We start from the raw sequence: 19,086 nt of genomic DNA on the forward strand, positions 1-19,086 counted from the left end.
GCGGAGGGATCAGTCCAGCTGGATGTTGCCTTCCTTGATCACCTTGGCCCATTCGGCGGTCTGGGCCTGGATGAACTTCGCCGCCTCGGCGGGCGTACCGGCCACGATCTCCCCGCCCAGGCTGGTCACGCGCTCGCGATTCTCCGGCAGGTTGATGACCTTGYGGATCGCATCCGACAGCCGCTTGACGATCTCCGGCGGCGTGCCCGCCGGCAAGAACACGCCATTCCACTCGTAGACCTCATAGTGCGGCACGCCCGCCTCGGCCAGCGTTGGCGTGTCCGGCAGGATGGCCGTGCGGTTGGCGCCAGTCACGCCCAGCGCGCGCAGCTTGCCCGCGCGCACATGCTGCAGGCCCGACGCCGTGTTGGCAAAGAACACCGGCACCTGCCCCGCAATCACATCGGCCATGGCCGGGCCGCCGCCCTTGTAGGGCACGTGCAGCAGGTCCAGTTTCATGCGCTGCGCAAACAGCGCGCCCGCCAGGTGCTGGGCCGAACCGTTGCCCGAGGACGCATAGGCAATGCTGCCTGGCTTGGCGCGTGCCATCGCGATCAGCTCCTGCGTGGTCTTGGCCGGGAACTTCGGGTTCACGACCAGCATGTTGGGATACAGCGCCAGCACCGAGACCGGGACAAAGGACTTGACCGGGTCGTAGGGCAGCCGCTTGTAGAGCGAAGGGTTGGCGGCAAACGAGGCGGCGTCGAGCAGCACCGTATAGCCATCCGGGGCGGACTTGGCGACCAGGTCCGTGCCGATCTGGCCGCCCGCGCCGGGCCGGTTGTCCACCACGATGGTCTGTCCCAACTCCTGGCCCAGGCGCGGCGAGATCATGCGGGCCATGGTGTCGGCGCCGCCGCCGGGCGCGTACGTGACCACCAGCCGGATGGGCTTGGCCGCGGGCCAGGCCTGCGCGTGCGCAAGGCTGCTGGTGCCGGCGGCGAGCCAGCACAGGGCGGTGGCGCAAAGACGGATCGGGAATCGCATGGGTCTCCTCGGGATGTGTAGGTCTGGGTGCTGCGCCGGCCCGCGCTTGCGGTGGCGCCGCGCGCGGGTTCAGCGAACCTCGGCGCGATAGTGGAAATCGTCGGCATTGCCCAGCGTCTGGCGGAACTCCACGCGCCGGCCCGCCAGGTCAAACGCCACGCGGCTGACCGCCAGTGCGGGATGGCCCTCTGGCAAGCTCAGCTGGGCGGCCTCGCGCGCGCCCAGCCGGGTGAAGCGCAGGTCGTCGACGGCACGGCCGACCGTGACGCCGCAACGCTCGGCATACATCGGGTAGAGCAGGGGCGCGAACTCGGCCGGCTTGAGCGTGGCCAGCGCGCCAAACAGCGGCGCCGGCAGCCAGATGGTCTCTAGCAGGCGGACCTGGCCTTCCCAGCCGCGCTGGCGCAGTACGCGCAGTACCGGCGTGCCCGCAGCCAGGCCAAGCTGCACGGCGACATCCGCCGGCGCCGCCAGCGTGCGCAGCGATACGATGCGCGACTCGGGGATCTCCGAGCCAGCATCGCCAAAGCGGAAGAACCGCGCCATGGTGGCGCCGGTCAGCGCGCCGCGCACAAAGGTGCCGCGGCCATGCACGCGTTCCAGCAAGCCTTCGTCCACCAGTGCCTGGATGGCGGCGCGCATGGTGCCCAGCGCCACGCCGTAGTGCTCGGCCAGTGCGCTCTCGGCCGCAATGGCGGTGCCGGAAGCCCATTCGCCGGCCAGGATGCGGCCCTTGAGCGCGGTCGCGATGCGGGCCCAGCGCGGCGCCGCCAGGCTGGCTGGCGAGGCGTCGAGGCCGGCTCCCGTCGGGTCGGGCAGGGCGGAACGGTCTGGCATTCGTGTCTCCATGCGTGCCCCGGCGGCGGTGCCTGTTCGGGGAGAGTAGTGAACTCTAGTCATCTATAGGACTAGAGCATAGAATGGAGGGGCGCGGGTGTCAACCGGCGCTACCATTCATGGCGGCACGCGCCGTTCCTTGGGCCAGAACATGTTTCAGATCGATTCCCATTTCCACGTGTTTTCCGCCGATGCACCCGCCGTGGGCGGGGCGCGCTACCGGCCCGCCTACGGCGCCAGCCTGGCGCAGTGGCAAGCCATCTCCGGGGCGCATGGCGTGCGCGCGGGCGTGGTGGTGCAGCCAAGCTTTTTCGGCTGCGACAACAGCGAGCTGGAAGCAGCGCTGGCGGCTTCGCCCGCGCTGCGTGGTGTTTGCGTGGTGGGCCCGGAGGCATCCGCTGGCGAGCTGGCGCGGCTGCACGGCCTGGGCGTGCGCGGCCTGCGCTGGAATATGGTGGGGCGGCACAACGACGCGTCATGGCGCGATGCGCGCTGGCCCGCGCTGCTGGAGGCGGCCCATGCGCTGGGCTGGCACCTGGAGCTGCACACCGATCCGGGCCGGCTCAACGAACTGCGGGCCTGGCTGCCGGCGGTGCCGATCGCGCTGGTGCTGGATCATTTTGGCAAGCCCGCGCCTGGCGCGCAGGCCGACGCGCCGATGCTGGCTTGCGCCGCGCACTGGCGCCGGCAGAGGGAGGTCTACGTCAAGCTGAGTGCGCCGTATCGCTTGGCGGCGGACATGGCGGACCTGGCAGGCGTGGTGGCTGGCTGGCACCACTGCCTGGGCGAGCAAGGCTTGCTATGGGGATCGGACTGGCCTTGGACCAATCACGAGGCCGAGGCCGGCTATGCCGGCCTGCAGCGCAAGGTGTGGGAGTGGCTGGGCCCGCTGTGCGAGGCGCCGGACCGAAACGCGGCCCGGCTGTTTGGCCTGCGAGCCGCGTGACCCGGGTGACCGGCGTGACCCGCCTTCAGGCGGCCAGGTCCGGCCTGCCGGCGGCTTCTTCCGGCACGACATTGAAGCAGCCGCGGTAGGTGGCGTAGAACGAGCAATACATGATCGCGAGCATCAGCAGCGAGTACGGTGTGACCAGGAAGGACAGCACCGCCTCAGCGCCCAATGCGCCGAACAACGCCTCCAGGAAAAAAGGCACCGCCACCAGCAAGACCGCGAACACCACGCCATAAGCCAGGAACGCGCCACGGTTGCGCCAGCACGCGGTCCAGCTGAAGAACAGTGCTTTGACCGGCGGCACGTTGTGCCATGCGGTGAGCAGCGGCGCAAACCAGAACAGCATGGCAATCGGCGTGTACAGCGCGGCCCCGATCATCAGCGCGAAGTAAAGCTGCCGCACGGATTCCGCCGAMGGCGCTTCTTCCTTGAGCAGGATCGGCACCAGCGTGCTGATGTCCACGAGGCTGCCCGCGATGAGGCTCAGCACGAAGACCAGGCCTGCATAGATGCCGCCCAGCACCAGCAGGTTGCGGCTCGCTTGCTTGCCGTTGCCGCGAAATCCCGCCAGTAATACGGTCGGCAGCACACGCTTGTTCAGGATCACCTCGCGGCAGGCGGTCATGATGCCGACCGACAGGCCCGGGGTGACCACCAGCAGCGCGATGATGCCGATCAACGGCACGAACACGGCCAGTTGCGCGGCGATCAGGTAGACAAACAACAGCATCAGGAAGGCGAGCGGGTTCTTGCGGAACAGCCAGACACCCTGGCGGAACCAGACATAACCTTCCTTGGCGGAGACTTCCAGTAATTGCATGACGGTCAGGTCCAGGGCAGCGCGGCGGCTTCGATGCGCCGGCGCAGGATGCGTTCAAAGTGGGTCGGGTCATGCGGTTGCAGCATGTCGGCCTCGCGTGGCAGGTAGAAGTCCCACAGGCGGGAAATCCAGAAGCGCAATGCGCCGGCGCGCAGCATGTCGCGCCAGTGCTGCGCCTCGATGGGGCCCAGCGGCCTCACGGCATGATAAGCCCGCAGCAAGGCCTGGCCGCGGGCGGCGTCGAGCGCGCCGCTGGCCAGGTCGATGCACCAGTCGTTGACGGTGACAGCCAGGTCGAACAGCCACTTGTCATTGCCGGCGAAGTAGAAATCGAAGAAGCCCCCCAGTTTCTCCTGCCCGGCAGGGCCATCCTCGAACAGCGCGTTGTCACGGAACAGATCGCAATGGCAAGGGCCGCCGGGCAGCGCCGCGTACTCCGCGCCGCCGAAGAAAGCGGTCTGGTGGGCCAGTTCCTCGCGCAACAATGCTTGCTGGCCGGCATCCAGGAAGGGCAGGATCTCGCCTTCCGTTTGCTGCCACCACGGCAGGCTGCGCAGGTTGGGCTGCTGGCGCGGATAGCTCTGGCCGGCGAGGTGCATGCGGGCGAGCATGTCACCCACTTGCGCGCAGTGCCCCACGCCAGGCGTCAGCTGCGAGCCGCCCGGCAGGCGCGTGACGATGGTCGCCGGCTTGCCCTTGAGGGCGCGCAGGATCTCGCCGTCGCGGCCCGGGATGGGCGCCGGCACGCGGATGTCGTGCGCGGCCAGGTGGGCCATCAGGTGCAGGTAATACGGCAGTTGCTCGAACGTCAGGCGCTCGAAGATGGTCAGCACGTACTCGCGTGTGACCCCGTCCTGCTCCATGGTCAGGAAGAAGTTACTGTTCTCGATGCCCGAGGCAATGCCGCGCAAGTCGCGCATTTCGCCCAGGTTGTAGTCAAGGAGCCAACTGGCGATCTCGTCCGGCGAGACCGTGGTGAATACGGCCATACTCTTTGTGTGAATCGAAACGGATGGCGGCGGGCGCAAGCAGAGCTTGGCTTTCGCGGCATGGATGCCGCAAGCGCCGGCGCGGCCCCGCCGTGATCATCTGGCGGGGTCGTGGGAAATCAGAAACAAGACAGCAGAAACCAGACAGCAGAAACAAGAACGGACGCGAAAATCAGGGTGCGCAAGCCGGGATTCTAAAACCTGGCGCCCCGATACTCAGAATTGCAGCACTTTGACCGATGGTACGCGGTTCGTGTCATGGTCCCGGATCTTCGGCGAGCTGTCTTCCGGCTTGCTCATCTGGTATTTGGTGCCCATGCCGGACTTGACCTCGATATCGGTGGCCTGGCCTTTGTTCTTGTACTCGCGGATCTGGGTGCCATCCCGCTCATTGAGCTGGAAGCTCGGTTCGCGAGGCTGGTTTAGCTGGGTCTTGGCCGGTGAGGTGATCGGCTTGTTGTTGATCTGGTTCAGCTCTTGCTGGGTCAGCGCGCCGCCTGCCTGCTCGGCCGGCTGCGCCATCACCGCGGCCGGGGCGCCGAGCGCCACCAGTGCCGCAAAAGCCAGCGCGCGGACGGCGGCCGTACGGGGGGCTCCAAGCGGCTCCGGCGCTTGCGCGCGGGCGGTGGCCAGGAGTGAGGGGGAGGTCATTGAAGGCTCCTGCGCGGTGCAGCAGGCCGGGGGCATGCTGCGCCACAAATGGCGCTGCAGCCCGGCGGCGCCGGGCTTTGGCAGTTGTGTCAGGCTTCCATTCTAGCAATTCCTGCCCGCGCCGGGCCCATCGCGGTGACCCTGCGGGCACCTTTGCGGGGCGGGCGGCGCGCCCGGAAGCAGCCAGGCGGGCCTGTTCTTACCTGGCTTACAGGTAGAACATCACAGGTAGAACATCTCTTCCTTGGGCGGGATCGGGTTGTCGCCACCGCGCTGCTCGTAGTACTCATATACCGCTTCGAGCACTTCGTGCGGCTCGTCCACGATCTTCATCAGGTCGAGGTCATGCTCGGCGATCAGGCCCATCGGCAGAAGCGTGAAGCGGAACCAGTCAAGCAGGCCCTTCCAGAATCGGCTGCCGAACAGCACCACCGGCACGGCGCGGGACTTGCCGGTCTGCACCAGCGTCAGCACTTCGGCCAGCTCATCCAGCGTGCCRAAGCCGCCCGGCATCACGATAAAGGCGTCCGAATTCTTGACGAAGGTGACCTTGCGCGTGAAGAAGTGGCGAAAGCGCATGGCGATGTCCTGGTAGGGATTGCCTTGCTGCTCGTGCGGAAGCTCGATGTTCAGGCCCACGCTGGCCGACTTGCCCGCGTGGGCGCCCTTGTTGGCCGCCTCCATGATGCCCGGGCCGCCGCCCGAGATCACCGCGAAGCCGGCGTCGGAGAACAGGCGGGCGATCTCGATGGTGCGCTGGTAGTAAGGCGAATCCTCGCGCAGGCGCGCGCTGCCGTAGATCGACACCGCCGGGCGGATCTCCGAAAGGTACTCGGTCGCCTCGATGAACTCTGCCATAATCGTGAACATTTGCCACGAAGCGCGCGCCTTCTTTGCAGTCGCGCGGTCTTCGTCGGCCAGCGCACGCAGGCTGGGAATCATCTTGCGTGGGTTGGCGCGGATGCCGGCGGCGGGAGACGTATCTCCCGGGCCATCGGCAGCGGCGCTGACCGTCACGTTCACGTCCATATCGGCCGCGGTGGTAATACTGCCATGCGCGGCCTGCTTGAGGGCTGCCGCCGGGTTATCGGCGCCGGCTGCGTCGGAAGGGGGGGCGGCGTTCGCACCGCCTGCGGCGGCACCAGTCAATTTTGAGTCCATGGGAATGTCGGATAGTCCAAAAACACTCTTGCTCGTCGATGGGTCGAGCTATCTGTATCGTGCGTATCACGCTCTGCCGGACCTGAGGAACGGTGAGGGCCTGCCCACAGGGGCAATCTACGGCATGATCAATATGCTGCGCAAGCTGCGCAGCGATTTCCCGGCAGAGTATAGCGCCTGCGTGTTCGACGCCAAGGGTAAGACCTTCCGCGACGACCTGTATCCGGCCTACAAGGAGCATCGCCCGTCGATGCCCGAGGACCTGGCCAAGCAGATCGAGCCGATCCACGAAGCGGTGCGTGCGCTGGGATGGCCCATCGTGGTGGTGGAAGGCGTGGAGGCGGACGACGTGATCGGCACGCTGGCGCGCCGGGCCACCGCCGAAGGCATGCGCACGGTGGTCTCCACTGGCGACAAGGACCTGGCGCAACTGGTCGACGACCACGTCACGCTGGTCAACACCATGAGCGGGGAGATTCTCGACCCGCCCGGCGTGGCCGCCAAGTTCGGCGTGCCGCCGGCGCGCATCGTCGACTATCTCTCGCTGATTGGCGACGCCGTGGACAACGTGCCTGGCGTGCCCAAGGTGGGCCCCAAGACCGCGGTCAAATGGCTGACCGAGTACGGCACGCTCGACGATGTCATGGCCAATGCCCCCGGCATCAAGGGCGTGGTGGGCGAGAACCTGCGCAACACGCTGGCGTGGCTGCCCAAGGCGCGCGAGCTGGTGACGGTCAAGACCGATTGCGACCTGACGAGCTCGTTGGCCGACTTCCACCAGCTAGAGGGTAGCAGCGAGGACAAGGACAAGCTGATTGACTTCTTTGCGCGCTATGGCTTCAAGACCTGGCTGCGCGAGGTCACCGGCGAAAGCCTGCCCAACCCGCGCGCCCAGGCGCGTGYGAGCGCGGCGGCGCCTGCGGCCGGCGCCGATGCGGGCCCGGCCCAGGGCGGCCTGTTCGACAGTGCCCCAGCCCCGGCCCAGATCCGCTACGAGACCGTCGCCACCGAGGCGGCGCTGGAGGCCTGGATGCGGCGCATCGAAGCCGCGCCGCTGGTGTCCATCGATACCGAGACCACTTCGCTGGACCCGCTGCAGGCCCAACTGGTCGGCATCTCGCTGTCGATCGAGCCGGGCGAAGCCTGCTATATCCCGGTGGCGCACCGCGGCCCGGATGTGGTGGGCCTGGAAGCCAATGGCCAGCTCACGCGCGAGGCCGTGCTGGCGCGCATGCGCGCCTGGCTCGAAGACCCGTCGCGCGGCAAGGTCGGCCAGAACCTGAAGTACGATTCGCATGTCTTTGCCAATCACGGCATCAGCCTGCGCGGCATCGTGCACGACACCATGCTGCAGAGCTACGTGCTGGCGTCCCACCGCAACCATGGCATGGACAGCCTGGCCGAGCGCCTGCTCGGCCTGAAGACCATCAGCTACGAGGAAGTGTGCGGCAAGGGCGCGAGCCAGATCGGCTTTGACCAGATCGACATCGCGCGCGCCACCGAGTACGCGGCCGAGGATGCCGACGTCACGCTGCGCCTGCATTGCAATATGTACCMGCAGGTCGAGGCGTTGCCGGGGGTGCATTACGTCTACGAAAAGATCGAGATGCCGGTCTCGGTGGTGCTGCAGAAGATAGAGCGCAACGGCGTGCTGATCGACGCCGAGCGCCTGGGCGCGCAAAGCACGCAGCTCGGCCAGCGCATGCTGACGCTGGAGCAGGCCGCGTACGAGGCCGCGGGCCAGCCTTTCAACCTGGGCTCGCCCAAGCAGATCGGCGAGATCCTGTTCGGCCAGATGAAGCTGCCGGTGGTCAAGAAGACCGCCAGCGGCGCGCCGTCCACCGACGAAGAGGTGTTGCAGAAGCTGGCCGAGGATTACCCGCTGCMCAAGCTGCTGCTGGACTACCGCGGCCTGGCCAAGCTCAAGTCCACCTACACCGACAAGCTGCCGAAGATGGTCAACCCGGCCACCGGCCGCGTGCACACCAGCTACGGGCAGACCACCGCGGTGACCGGCCGGCTGGCTTCCACCGAGCCCAACCTGCAGAACATCCCGGTGCGCACCGAGGAAGGCCGGCGCATCCGCGAGGCCTTTGTCGCCGGGCCGGGCAACGTGATCGTGTCGGCCGACTACTCGCAAATCGAGTTGCGCATCATGGCCCATATCTCTGGCGACGAGAACCTGATGCGCTCGTTCGCCGAGGGCGAGGACGTGCACCGCGCCACCGCCGCGGAGATCTTCGGCGTGGCGCMGGATGCCGTCAGCAGCGAGCAGCGCCGCTATGCCAAGGTCATCAACTTCGGCCTGATCTACGGCATGAGCGCCTTCGGCCTGGCCGGCAACCTCGGCATCGAGCGCGAGGCTGCCAAGCACTACATCGACCGCTATTTCATGCGCTATCCCGGCGTGGCGCGGTATATGGAAGAAACGCGCCAGACCGCGCGCGAGCAGGGCTTTGTCGAGACCGTGTTCGGGCGCCGCCTGTGGCTGCCGGACATCAATGGCGGCAACSGCCCGCGCCGCCAGGGCGCCGAGCGCGCCGCCATCAATGCGCCGATGCAGGGTACTGCCGCCGACCTGATCAAGCTGTCGATGATCGCGGTGCAGGACTGGCTGGAACGCGATGGCCTGGGCACGCGCCAGGTCATGCAGGTGCACGATGAACTGGTGCTGGAAGTGCCGCAGGCCGAGCTGGAACTGGTCAAGGTGAAGTTGCCGGAACTGATGTGCAACGTGGCTGAACTGCGTGTGCCGCTGGTGGCCGAGGTTGGCGCCGGCAGCAACTGGGAGGAGGCCCACTGAGCTCGCGGGGCGGCCTTCGGGGCCGCCCCGGGATTGCACCCGTCCCGGTATTCCTGCATCCTGGTTTCGATTGAAGCKACCGCTGAATCGGTGAATGGCGTCTTGCCAGTTGTGCTGCTGTGCAGCAGACTGATKAAAAGCCGAGGTCACTGGCTCGCGTCAGGCCCCGCAAAAGAATATCGACGACACTGGGTAGATCATGAGCACAGAGGGAAGGGCGCATCGCATCATCGTAGTCGGAGGAGGAGCAGGCGGGCTGGAGCTGGTCACGCGGCTGGGCGACAAGCTCGGCAAGGGCGGGGCCGCGCAGGTCGTGCTGGTGGACCGCTCCCCCACGCATATCTGGAAACCGCTGCTGCATGAAGTTGCCGCCGGCAGCATGGATCCCCACACCCATCAGCTTGAATACGTGGCGCAGGCCCGCTGGCATCATTTCGAATTCCAGCAAGGCGAGCTGACCGGCATCGACCGGGATCGCAAGACCATCTCGGTGGCGGCCTGCGTCGACCTCGACGGCACGGAGCTCTTGCCCGCACGCGATCTTTTCTATGACACCCTGGTGCTGGCGATTGGCTGCGTCACGCATTTCTTCGGCGTGCCCGGCGCTGCCGAGAACGCCATCGCGCTCGACACCGTGGACCAGGCGGAGCGCTTCCGCCGCAAGCTGATCTCGGCCTGCGTGCGCGCCCAGAACGGGCGCGGGCGCATCGGCGAGGACAACCGCCCGCGCGTGGACGTTGCCATCATCGGCGCCGGCGCCACCGGTGTCGAGCTCTCTGCCGAGTTGCGCAATACCGCGCACGTGCTCAGCGCCTACGGGCTGCATCAGCTCGATCCGCGCCGCGATGTGCGCATCCACGTGATCGAGGCCGGCCCGCGCATCCTGCCCGCGCTGTCCGAGCGCGTGTCCACCGAAACCACCAAGCTGCTGCACAAGCTCGATATCGAAGTCCTCACCGCCGAGCGCGTGACCGAAGTCACCGAGGATGCGGTGCTGACCGCCAGCGGCAAGCGGGTCGACGCCGACCTGACGGTGTGGGCCGCCGGCATTACCGCGCCGGCGGTGCTGTCCACCCTGGGCCTGCCGGTCAGCCGCATGGGCCAGATCATCGTCAAGCCCACGCTGCAAAGCGAGGCCGATCCCGATATCTTTGCCTTTGGCGATTGCGCCAGCTGCCCCTGGCCCGAGAAGCAGGGCGCGGTGCCCCCGCGCGCCCAGGCCGCGCACCAGCAGGCCATGTTCCTCTACGGCGCGCTGCGCGCGCGCCTGGGCGGCAAGCCGCTGCCGTCGTTTGCCTTCAAGGACCTGGGCTCGCTGGTGTCGCTGGGCCATTTCAGCGCGGTCGGCAGCCTGATGGGCGGCCTGATCGGCGGCTCCATGTTTATCGAAGGGCTGATGGCGCGCGTGATGTACAGCTCCCTGTACCGCATGCACGTCATGGCGTTGCACGGCGCCGTGGGCATGGGGCTCGATACCGTGACCCACTGGCTGCGCAGCAAGACCAGCCCGCGCGTCAAGCTGCACTGACACGCGCCGGCGCAGGGCGAATCGCACTGCGAATCGCCCCGCTTGCCGGCCGCGTGCGCTGGACTCCATGTTTGCTTAGAATCGGATCTCGCCACGGCGGCTGTGCCGCGCCGTGCGTTGTCCATCCAGATTCGCCATCCACGCCAGACAGGAGACCGCATGCTGAAGCCAGAAGTCGACAGCCTCGTACCCAGCCAGTCCTTTGACCGCCGCGCGTTCGTCAAGACGGCGCTGGGTTCGGCCTTTGCCGCAGCAGCCTTGCCCGTGATGGCACAGGCCATCAAGACCGATTTCGCCGGCCTCACCGCCGGCGAGGTGACGATTTCCTCGGGCGGCTTCAACATGCCCGCGTACCGCGCCCAGCCGGAAGGCAAGACCAGCCTGCCGGTGGTGCTGGTGGTGAGCGAGATCTTCGGCGTGCATGAGCACATCGCCGACATCTGCCGGCGCTTTGCCAAGCTGGGCTACCTCGCCATCGCGCCGGAGCTGTTCGCGCGCCAGGGCGACCCGAGCAGCTTCGGCACCATCCAGGAACTGCAGGCGAAGCTGATCTCAAAGGTCCCCGACGAACAAGTGATGGGCGATCTCGATGCTGCGGTAGCCTGGGCCAAGGCCAACGGCGGCAACACCAGCCGCCTGGCCATTACCGGCTTCTGCTGGGGCGGGCGCATTACCTGGCTGTACGCCGCGCACAGCCAGCAGGTGAAGGCAGGCGTGGCCTGGTATGGCCAGCTGGTGGGCGAGCCGACCCCGATCAAGCCGCGCAACCCGATCGACCTGGCCGGCCAGCTCAAGGTGCCGGTGCTGGGCCTCTACGGCGGCAAGGACACCGGCATCACGCAGGAACAGGTCGAGAAGATGAAGGCGGCGCTGGCGGCATCGAGCGACCCCTTTGCCAAGGCTTCCTCGTTCGTGGTCTACCCGGAATCCGGCCATGCCTTCAACGCGGACTACCGCCCGAGCTACCGGGAAGCGGATGCCAAGGACGGCTGGCAGCGTTGCCTGGCCTGGTTCAAGCAGCACGGGGTTTGAGGCGCGGGCACGCCCAGGCACGCATTTGCAGCAGGGGGCGGCGCTGCCGCGCCCGCAGCCAAGATCGGCCTGTGCTACGGGATTTGCAAAACCGGCTGCAACCTACGTACAATGCGGGCTTCGTTTCTTGCAACCGTGTTGCGTTTGAGATCGATGCTGCTCCCTAAGAACGGAAAAGCCGATCCCGGGAGCCCATCATCGATTCCACGCTTGTCTACATCCTGCTTGCCGCCACCATCTCGGGGGTGGGCAGTATCTTTGGCGCGGCGCTGTTGTCGCTGACTGTGGCCTCCCGCGTGGTCGAGCGCATGGTGAGCTTCTCGGTGGGGGTGCTGCTGGCCACGGCGCTGCTGCATTCCCTGCCCGAGGCGTTCGAATCCGGCGCCGATCCGCGAGCCTTGTTCGGTACCCTGCTGGCCGGCCTGCTCGGCTTTTTCCTGCTGGAGAAAGTCGCGCTGCTGCGCCACTCGCATCATCACGAGGGCGATGGGCACCACCATCACCACGGCCATGACCGCGAGGAAGCTGGCCGTAGCGGCATGACCATCCTGGTGGGCGATACCTTCCACAATTTCGCCGACGGCATCGTGATCGCCGCGGCCTTCCTGGCGGATCCGCATATTGGCCTGGTCACCGCGCTGGCCATCGCCGCGCACGAGATCCCGCAGGAGGTGGGCGATTTCATCGTGCTGCTCAACGCCGGGTTCTCGAAGGCGCGCGCCTTTGCCTTTAACCTGCTGTCCAGCCTGGCGGCCATCGCAGGCGGTGTGGTGGGGTACTACCTGCTCGACCAGATGAGCGGCTGGATTCCCTACGTGCTGGTGATTGCTTCAAGCAGCTTCGTCTATATCGCCGTGAGCGACCTGATGCCGCAGATGCAGCGCAAGCCGCGCTGGCGCGAGTCGATCATCCAGGTCGTGCTGGTCGCCACCGGGATCTGCGCTATCTTCTTCATCACCAATGGCGTGCACGAAGCGCATGGCCATGCGCATGGCGTGGCGGCTGCTGTCAGATAAGCTGGCCCGGGCGGCTTGCGCCGCTCGCCATCAGGCCCCGCTTGCCACTGGCCGCGCCGGGTCGGCGCACCACTCGCTCCACGAGCCCGGATAGAGCGCCGCGCCCGGCATGCCGGCCACTTCCAGTGCCAGCAGGTTATGGCAGGCGGTCACGCCCGATCCGCACTGCATGATCGCCTCGCTGGCCGGCTTGCTGCCCAGCACCTGCGCGAATTCCTGGCGCAATGCGCTAGCCGGCTTGAAGCTGCCGTTCTCCCCCAGGTTGTCCTTGAAGAAGYGGTTGGCCGCGCCCGGGATATGTCCACCTACGGGGTCCAGCGTTTCATTCTCGCCACGGAAGCGGTCTGCCGCACGGGCGTCCACCACCAGCCGGGCCGGATTTGCCAGGTTCGCCAGCACGGCGCCGGCGTCCACCGTGGCCACCAGCGCCGCCTTGCGCGTCAGGTTGCCCGGGGTTTCGGGCTCCGGCGCGTTGCCTGCCTCGAGCGGCAGGCCCGCCGCCACCCACGCATTCTTGCCGCCATCCAGCACGGCCACCGCGCCGTGGCCCAGCCAGCGCAGCAGCCACCAGGMGCGCGCCGCGTACATGCCGCCCTGTGCGTCGTAGGCAATGACCTGGGTGTCTTCGTTCACGCCCAGCACGCGCAGGCGCGCGGTCAGCGTATCCGGGTCCGGCAGCGGGTGCCGGCCGTTGGTGCCGGTTTTCTCRCCGGACAGTTCGTTGTCCAGGTGCAGGTAGAAGGCGCCGGGCAGGTGGCCCATGTGATAGGCCTCGCGTCCGGTGGCCGGGTTGGCCAGGTCGAAACTGCAATCGATCACGACGCTGTGGCGGCTGCCGTCTTCGCGCAGCGCGCGCAGGTCCTGGCTGGAGATCAGGGTGGTGAACATGGCGTAACCTTGGGTTGGGATCGTTGCGCCGCAACGGCACGGGCAGGCGCGGTGGGGGGGCGGAGTGAGCACGGTCCGGCACCCCCAGATGCTACACCTCGGGGTGCACTTCCGCCTCGGCCGACTTGACCGGGGTATCGGCGGTTGGCTGCCGGTTGGAGCCTTCGCGCGCCCGGGTCAGCGTGGTGGCGATGCCGCTGGCGATGATCAGTGCCATGCCGACCCAGGACAGCCAATTGAGCTGGTCGCGCCAGACAATCATGCCCCAGAGGCTGGAGAACACGATGCCGGCATATTGCAGGTTGGCGGTGAGCAGCGTGTTGCCGCGCTTGTAGGCGCGCGTCATCGCGGTCTGGCCGAGCGTGGCCAGTATGCCGATCGCCAGCAGCAGGCCCGCGCCGCGCCAGGTGTGGGTGCTCGGGCCGGTGTACAGCATCCAGGCCAGGCCTACCACCATCCCGACTGCCGAGAAATAGAACACGATGCGGCCTTCGGGCTCGCCCAGCTGGCCGAGCTGGCGCACCTCGACGTAGGCCAGCGCGGTGAACATGCCGGAGATCAGGCCGATCAGGCCGCCGGTGAGCTGGTTATGGCCGACGGACGGCTGCAACAGGCAGATGACGCCGCCGAACGACATCAGGATGGCGCCGATCAGCTTGCGGTCCGCGCCGCCGGTGCCGGTCAAGGCTGCGCCGGCGCCCAGGATCAGCGCGATCCAGACCGGCGACATGTAATTCAGGGTCATCGCCGTGGCCAGCGGCAGCATGGTGATCGAGGTGAACCACAGCAGCAGGGCGGTCACGCCGAACAGGCTGCGCTTGATATGCATGGCCATGTGCGGCGTACGCACCGAGGTGCCCGACGAAGCCAGCACCGTCCACATGATGATCACGCCGATCAGGCTGCGGTAGAACACGATCTCGCCCGTAGCATAGATCTCGGATGCCAGCTTGACGCCCACCCCCATTAACGAGAAGGCGAAGGCGGCGAACAGCATCCAGAGCGATTGCATGGTGGGGCGAAAGGAAGAATGGACAGCGCGCGAAGCGGCTCCGGGCGGGGGCGGGGAACTGGATCGCGAAAGGCTCCGCACGGGGCGGATGGCCGGCAAGGCAGGCGGCGAGGCGCCGGGCGCACACCGGAAGCGGCGATTGTATCAGCGAGTGTGCACCGCACCAAAGGCAAAACGGACCGCCTGGGCGGTCCGTTTTGCTTGATTCTTCACTGTGGCGCCGATGCCGCGGCCCGCTGGGCCTTGGCTGGCGGGTCAGTCCGTGAAGGACATGGCGCGGCGATACCATTCATGAAAGTGCTGCATACCGTCTTCCATGGGCGACTGGTACGGGCCGGTCTCGCTGACGCCGCGTTTGGCCAGCGCCCGGCGCCCGGCGTCCATGCGCTCGCCGATCTCGTCGTCCTCGACGCAGGTTTCCATGTAGGCGGCGCGCTCGGCCTCGACGAACTCGCGCTCGAACAGCGCGATTTCCTCGGGGTAGTAGAACTCCACGACGTTGCGCGTCTTGTTCGGCCCAAGCGGGTGCAGGGTGGAGACCACCAGCACGTTCGGATACCACTCCACCATGATGTTGGGGTAGTAGGTGAGCCAGATCGCGCCGTACTTGGGCAGCACGCCGTTGTTGAAGCGCAGCACGGCCTCATGCCACTTCTGGTACGTAGGGCTGCCCGGGCGCTTCAGGCCCGCGTGCAACCCGACCGTCTGGACGCTGTGCCAGTCGCCGAATTCCCAGCTCAGGTCGTCGCAGGAGACAAAGCTCCCGAGGCCCGGGTGGAACGGCACGACGTGGTAGTCCTCCAGATAGACCTCGATAAAGGTCTTCCAGTTGTAGTTGCACTCGTGGATCTCGACGTGGTCGAGCAGGTAGCCTTCGAAGTTCAGGTCTTCGGCCACGCCCAGGCGGGCCAGGTCGGCGCGAACGTCGCGCTGCCCCTCAAACAGCAGGCCGTTCCAGTTCTGGAGCGGCGAGCGGTTCAGGTGGACGCACGGACGCTCGGCGAAATGCGGCGCGCCGAGCAGTTCGCCCTTCAGGTCGTAGGTCCAGCGGTGCAAGGGGCAGACAATGTTCTTCGCATTGCCGCGGCCATTGAGCATGATGGCCTGCCGATGGCGGCAGACATTGGACATGAGCTCGATCCCGTCGGCATTCCGTACCAGGATGCGGCCCTCGTCCTCGGCGGCCAGCGCCTGAAAATCGCCCGTTTCGGGGATCATCAGCTCGTGGCCGACATAGCCCGGGCCCTTCTTGAACAGCAGTTCCAGTTCTTGTTGATGCAGTGCCTCGTCGATGTAGACGTCTACGGGCAACTGCGTATCAGCCGGCACCAGTTTCAGCGCGGTGCTGAGATTGGACATTATCCCCACTCCCTATGACAGGCGAAAGCAGTGAACAACCCAACCATCGAAAAAGAAATCGATATGGGAAAGACAGTCAGCCGCGCCCTGGCCCGCTTCCGGACCGAAAGATGGAGATCGCGCTGACGAACCGCGGATTGTACCCGAGCGAAAAAGTTAAGGGACTGATTATTTAGCCTTTTTAGCGAAAAAGTCGACCCGGGTCGTCATGGAGGTGTCGTTCGGGGCGCATTCGGAAAGACGACCCGAGCGCACAAGTCACTTTCCGGCAACGCTGTCGATGCCCCCTGTTGCATGGGATGCGGGCAATGCCCCGCTTTGGCGTAAAATCCCAGCTTCCCCAGATTCAATGTCCGCAATGCCAAAGACTACGAGCTCCCCGGCCCAGACCGATCCGGCCGCGACCGACCAGCGGTCCGCCTCCGCGCCACCCGCCTCCTACGAGGCCGCCATGGCCGAACTGGAGGCGCTGGTAGCCAGCATGGAGGGCGGCGCCTTGCCGCTGGAAGATTCTTTGGCCGCGTACAAGCGCGGGGCCGAACTGGTCAGGTACTGCCAGCAGATGCTCGAACGCGTGGAACAACAGGTTAAAGTGCTGGACGGCGATGTGCTCAAGCCCATGGCCACCGACGCCGGAGACCTGGAATGAGCGAGTCGCAACAAACTACCGAAGCCGGCGATTTCGCCGGGTGGATGCGCGCCACGGGCGCCAGGACCGAGGCCGCGCTCGACGCCGGGCTGCCGGCTGTGGAGACAGTGCCTTGCACGCTGCACGAAGCCATGCGGTATGCTGTGCTCGGCGGTGGCAAGCGGGTTCGCCCCTTGCTGGTGCACGCGGCCGGTGAAGTAGCGGGTGCTGCCCCCGAGGCCTGTGACGCGGCAGCCAGCGCGGTGGAGATGATCCACGCGTATTCGCTGGTGCATGACGATATGCCCTGCATGGACGATGACGATTTGCGTCGTGGCCGTCCCACCGTGCACAGGGCCTATGATGAAGCGACGGCGCTGCTTGTGGGCGACGCGCTGCAGACCCAGGCTTTCGTGGTGCTGGCCGAATCGGCCTCGCTGGCCTCGCTCGACGCCGCCGCGCGCCTGCGCCTGGTAGCGGAACTGGCCCGGGCCTCCGGCTCGGTGGGCATGGCAGGCGGGCAGGCGATCGACCTGCAGCATGTCGGCCTGGCCATGTCGCTGGAAGAACTGGAAGGCATGCACCGCATGAAGACCGGTGCGTTGCTGCGCGCCAGCGTGCGCATGGGCGCTTACTGCGGTGCCGTGGATGAAGCCGGCCTGGCCGCGCTCGACCGCTACGCCGCAGCCGTGGGCCTGGCGTTCCAGGTGGTGGACGATATCCTCGACGTGATCGCGGATACCGCCACGCTGGGCAAGACCGCCGGCAAGGACGCGGCAAACGACAAGCCGACCTACGTGTCGCTGATGGGGCTCGAGCCTGCACGCCAGCTGGCGGAGCAGCTTCGGGTCACGGCGCACGAAGCGTTGGTGGTGTTCGGCGCGCGCGCCCGACGCCTGGGCGAACTGGCCGATCTCATCGTGCTGCGCTCGAATTGATTGGATACGCAGGAAAAACTGACAACCGGGCACAAGAATCCGGCCGCCGAACGGACATCATGACCTACGCACTGCTCAAAACTATTGACGACCCCGCAGCCCTTCGCAGGCTGGACCGCCGCCAGCTCAAGACGCTGGCCGACGAACTCCGCGCCTACGTGCTCGAATCGGTATCGCAGACCGGCGGCCACCTGTCGTCCAACCTGGGCACGGTCGAGCTGACCATTGCCCTGCACTATGTGTTCAATACACCGGATGACCGCGTTGTCTGGGACGTGGGGCACCAAAGCTATCCGCACAAGATCCTGACCGGTCGCCGCGACCGCATGCATTCGCTGCGCCAGTGGGGCGGCATCTCGGGCTTCCCGCGCCGCTCGGAAAGCGAGTACGACACCTTCGGCACCGCGCATTCGTCCACCTCCATCTCGGCTGCGCTGGGCATGGCGCTGGGCGCCCGCACGCTGGGCGAGAAGCGCGTTTCCATCGCCGTGATCGGCGACGGCGCGATGACCGCCGGCATGGCCTTCGAGGCCATGAACAACGCCGGTGTCTACAAGGACCTGCCGCTGCTGGTGGTGCTCAACGACAACGACATGTCGATCTCGCCGCCGGTGGGCGCGCTCAACAGCCACCTCGCGCGGCTGATGAGCGGCAAGTTCTACGCGGCCACCAAGAAGGGCATTGAACGCGTGCTGTCGGTCGCCCCGCCGGTGCTCGAGTTCGCCAAGCGCTTCGAGGAACATGCCAAGGGCATGATGGTGCCGGCGACGCTGTTCGAAGAATTCGGCTTCAACTACATCGGCCCGATCGACGGCCATGATCTCGAATCGCTGGTGCCGACGCTGCAGAACATCCGCCAGCGCGCCCTCGAAGGCGGCGGCCCGCAGTTCCTGCACGTGGTCACCAAGAAGGGCCAGGGCTACAAGCTGGCCGAGGCCKACCCCATCCTGTATCACGGCCCTGGCAAGTTCAACCCGGCCGAAGGCATCCGCCCGTCGACCAAGCCCGCCCGCAAGACCTATACGCAGGTGTTCGGCGAATGGCTATGCGACATGGCCGCCGCCGACCCCAAGCTGGTGGCGGTGACGCCCGCCATGCGCGAAGGCTCCGGCATGGTCGAGTTCGAGAAGCGCTTCCCCAGCCGCTACTACGACGTGGGCATCGCGGAGCAGCATGCMGTGACGTTCGCCGGCGGGCTGGCCTGCGAAGGCCTCAAGCCCGTGCTGGCGATCTACTCCACGTTCCTGCAGCGCGGCTATGACCAGCTGATCCATGACGTGGCGCTGCAGAATCTGCCGGTGGTGTTCGCACTCGACCGCGCCGGCCTGGTCGGCGCCGACGGCGCGACCCATGCGGGCGCCTACGACATCGCGTTCCTGCGTTGCATCCCCAACATGATGGTGATGACGCCGGCCGACGAGAACGAATGCCGCCAGCTGCTGACCACCGCGTACCAGCAGGATTGCCCGACCGCCGTGCGTTACC

The 19,086-nt window shown here is 66.6% G+C and carries 17 protein-coding genes; 8 read left to right on the forward strand and 9 right to left on the reverse strand.

Annotation, left to right across the window (positions count from 1 at the left end; translation table 11 throughout):
• Nucleotides 1–9: 9 nt before the first annotated feature.
• Complete coding sequence (locus AC1DS3_RS05720; protein WP_477126824.1) at nucleotides 10–987, reverse strand: tripartite tricarboxylate transporter substrate binding protein; 978 nt, start codon at nucleotides 985–987, stop codon at nucleotides 10–12.
• Between the two features lie 69 nt (nucleotides 988–1,056).
• Nucleotides 1,057–1,824 (reverse strand): GntR family transcriptional regulator, encoded by a 768-nt coding sequence (locus tag AC1DS3_RS05725; RefSeq protein WP_441634449.1) that lies wholly within the window; start codon nucleotides 1,822–1,824, stop codon nucleotides 1,057–1,059.
• A gap of 151 nt (nucleotides 1,825–1,975) precedes the next feature.
• Between AC1DS3_RS05725 and AC1DS3_RS05730 the strand changes: the two genes are divergently transcribed.
• The gene (locus AC1DS3_RS05730) at nucleotides 1,976–2,770 is read left to right on the forward strand and encodes an amidohydrolase family protein (RefSeq protein WP_441634451.1); all 795 of its coding nucleotides are present in this window, start codon (nucleotides 1,976–1,978) and stop codon (nucleotides 2,768–2,770) included.
• Between the two features lie 25 nt (nucleotides 2,771–2,795).
• Here AC1DS3_RS05730 and AC1DS3_RS05735 read toward each other — a convergent pair whose 3' ends face one another.
• The 4 genes from AC1DS3_RS05735 to AC1DS3_RS05750 form a co-directional block, all read right to left on the reverse strand.
• Nucleotides 2,796–3,596 carry a BPSS1780 family membrane protein gene (locus AC1DS3_RS05735; protein WP_006159000.1) on the reverse strand — a complete coding sequence of 267 codons (801 nt, stop codon included), beginning with the start codon at nucleotides 3,594–3,596 and terminating at the stop codon, nucleotides 2,796–2,798.
• A gap of 5 nt (nucleotides 3,597–3,601) precedes the next feature.
• On the reverse strand, nucleotides 3,602–4,585 hold the full coding sequence (locus tag AC1DS3_RS05740) for a homoserine kinase (protein WP_441634453.1): 984 nt from the start codon (nucleotides 4,583–4,585) through the stop codon (nucleotides 3,602–3,604).
• Between the two features lie 216 nt (nucleotides 4,586–4,801).
• Nucleotides 4,802–5,236: a hypothetical protein gene (locus AC1DS3_RS05745; protein WP_441634455.1), complete on the reverse strand. Its 435-nt coding sequence runs from the start codon at nucleotides 5,234–5,236 to the stop codon at nucleotides 4,802–4,804.
• A 222-nt stretch (nucleotides 5,237–5,458) separates the two neighbouring features.
• Complete coding sequence (locus AC1DS3_RS05750; RefSeq protein ID WP_441634457.1) at nucleotides 5,459–6,397, reverse strand: LOG family protein; 939 nt, start codon at nucleotides 6,395–6,397, stop codon at nucleotides 5,459–5,461.
• A gap of 4 nt (nucleotides 6,398–6,401) precedes the next feature.
• Here AC1DS3_RS05750 and polA point away from each other — a divergent pair, with 4 nt between their 5' ends.
• From polA to AC1DS3_RS05770, 4 genes are all read left to right on the forward strand, one after another.
• Entirely contained in the window at nucleotides 6,402–9,200 is a 2,799-nt protein-coding gene (gene polA, locus AC1DS3_RS05755) for a DNA polymerase I (protein ID WP_477126825.1), read from the forward strand.
• 199 nt (nucleotides 9,201–9,399) lie between these two features.
• A complete protein-coding gene (locus AC1DS3_RS05760) occupies nucleotides 9,400–10,728 on the forward strand; it encodes an NAD(P)/FAD-dependent oxidoreductase (RefSeq protein WP_441634461.1) in 1,329 nt (442 codons plus the stop codon).
• A 159-nt stretch (nucleotides 10,729–10,887) separates the two neighbouring features.
• Nucleotides 10,888–11,760 carry a dienelactone hydrolase family protein gene (locus tag AC1DS3_RS05765; RefSeq protein ID WP_441634463.1) on the forward strand — a complete coding sequence of 291 codons (873 nt, stop codon included), beginning with the start codon at nucleotides 10,888–10,890 and terminating at the stop codon, nucleotides 11,758–11,760.
• A gap of 236 nt (nucleotides 11,761–11,996) precedes the next feature.
• The gene (locus tag AC1DS3_RS05770; RefSeq protein ID WP_441634525.1) at nucleotides 11,997–12,776 is read left to right on the forward strand and encodes a ZIP family metal transporter; all 780 of its coding nucleotides are present in this window, start codon (nucleotides 11,997–11,999) and stop codon (nucleotides 12,774–12,776) included.
• A 30-nt stretch (nucleotides 12,777–12,806) separates the two neighbouring features.
• Here AC1DS3_RS05770 and AC1DS3_RS05775 read toward each other — a convergent pair whose 3' ends face one another.
• The 3 genes from AC1DS3_RS05775 to AC1DS3_RS05785 all read right to left on the reverse strand — a co-directional run bounded on the left by AC1DS3_RS05775 (nucleotide 12,807) and on the right by AC1DS3_RS05785 (nucleotide 16,035).
• Nucleotides 12,807–13,664: a sulfurtransferase gene (locus AC1DS3_RS05775; protein WP_477126826.1), complete on the reverse strand. Its 858-nt coding sequence runs from the start codon at nucleotides 13,662–13,664 to the stop codon at nucleotides 12,807–12,809.
• 91 nt (nucleotides 13,665–13,755) lie between these two features.
• Nucleotides 13,756–14,676 carry a DMT family transporter gene (locus AC1DS3_RS05780; protein ID WP_441634467.1) on the reverse strand — a complete coding sequence of 307 codons (921 nt, stop codon included), beginning with the start codon at nucleotides 14,674–14,676 and terminating at the stop codon, nucleotides 13,756–13,758.
• A 255-nt stretch (nucleotides 14,677–14,931) separates the two neighbouring features.
• Nucleotides 14,932–16,035 (reverse strand): aromatic ring-hydroxylating oxygenase subunit alpha, encoded by a 1,104-nt coding sequence (locus AC1DS3_RS05785; protein ID WP_441634469.1) that lies wholly within the window; start codon nucleotides 16,033–16,035, stop codon nucleotides 14,932–14,934.
• Between the two features lie 358 nt (nucleotides 16,036–16,393).
• On the opposite strand from AC1DS3_RS05785, the gene AC1DS3_RS05790 reads away from it, so the two are divergent.
• The 3 genes from AC1DS3_RS05790 to dxs form a co-directional block, all read left to right on the forward strand.
• Nucleotides 16,394–16,684: an exodeoxyribonuclease VII small subunit gene (locus AC1DS3_RS05790; RefSeq protein WP_441634471.1), complete on the forward strand. Its 291-nt coding sequence runs from the start codon at nucleotides 16,394–16,396 to the stop codon at nucleotides 16,682–16,684.
• Nucleotides 16,681–17,601: a polyprenyl synthetase family protein gene (locus AC1DS3_RS05795; RefSeq protein ID WP_441634473.1), complete on the forward strand. Its 921-nt coding sequence runs from the start codon at nucleotides 16,681–16,683 to the stop codon at nucleotides 17,599–17,601. The genes AC1DS3_RS05790 and AC1DS3_RS05795 overlap by 4 nt, the downstream gene beginning before the upstream one ends.
• A 59-nt stretch (nucleotides 17,602–17,660) precedes the next feature.
• On the forward strand, nucleotides 17,661–19,086 hold a 1,426-nt coding region (gene dxs, locus AC1DS3_RS05800; RefSeq protein WP_477126827.1), incomplete at its 3' end, for a 1-deoxy-D-xylulose-5-phosphate synthase.

It is taken from the genome of Cupriavidus sp. 01L46 (assembly GCF_056399905.1).

Bases quoted from the DNA above. Each gene is read 5' to 3' on its own strand.
- AC1DS3_RS05725 (WP_441634449.1), bottom strand. From the start codon at position 1,824: ATGCCAGACCGTTCCGCCCTGCCCGACCCGACGGGAGCCGGCCTCGAC.
- AC1DS3_RS05730 (WP_441634451.1), top strand. From the start codon at position 1,976: ATGTTTCAGATCGATTCCCATTTCCACGTGTTTTCCGCCGATGCACCC.
- AC1DS3_RS05740 (WP_441634453.1), bottom strand. From the start codon at position 4,585: ATGGCCGTATTCACCACGGTCTCGCCGGACGAGATCGCCAGTTGGCTC.
- AC1DS3_RS05745 (WP_441634455.1), bottom strand. From the start codon at position 5,236: ATGACCTCCCCCTCACTCCTGGCCACCGCCCGCGCGCAAGCGCCGGAG.
- AC1DS3_RS05760 (WP_441634461.1), top strand. From the start codon at position 9,400: ATGAGCACAGAGGGAAGGGCGCATCGCATCATCGTAGTCGGAGGAGGA.
- AC1DS3_RS05765 (WP_441634463.1), top strand. From the start codon at position 10,888: ATGCTGAAGCCAGAAGTCGACAGCCTCGTACCCAGCCAGTCCTTTGAC.
- AC1DS3_RS05780 (WP_441634467.1), bottom strand. From the start codon at position 14,676: ATGCAATCGCTCTGGATGCTGTTCGCCGCCTTCGCCTTCTCGTTAATG.
- AC1DS3_RS05785 (WP_441634469.1), bottom strand. From the start codon at position 16,035: ATGTCCAATCTCAGCACCGCGCTGAAACTGGTGCCGGCTGATACGCAG.
- AC1DS3_RS05790 (WP_441634471.1), top strand. From the start codon at position 16,394: ATGCCAAAGACTACGAGCTCCCCGGCCCAGACCGATCCGGCCGCGACC.
- AC1DS3_RS05795 (WP_441634473.1), top strand. From the start codon at position 16,681: ATGAGCGAGTCGCAACAAACTACCGAAGCCGGCGATTTCGCCGGGTGG.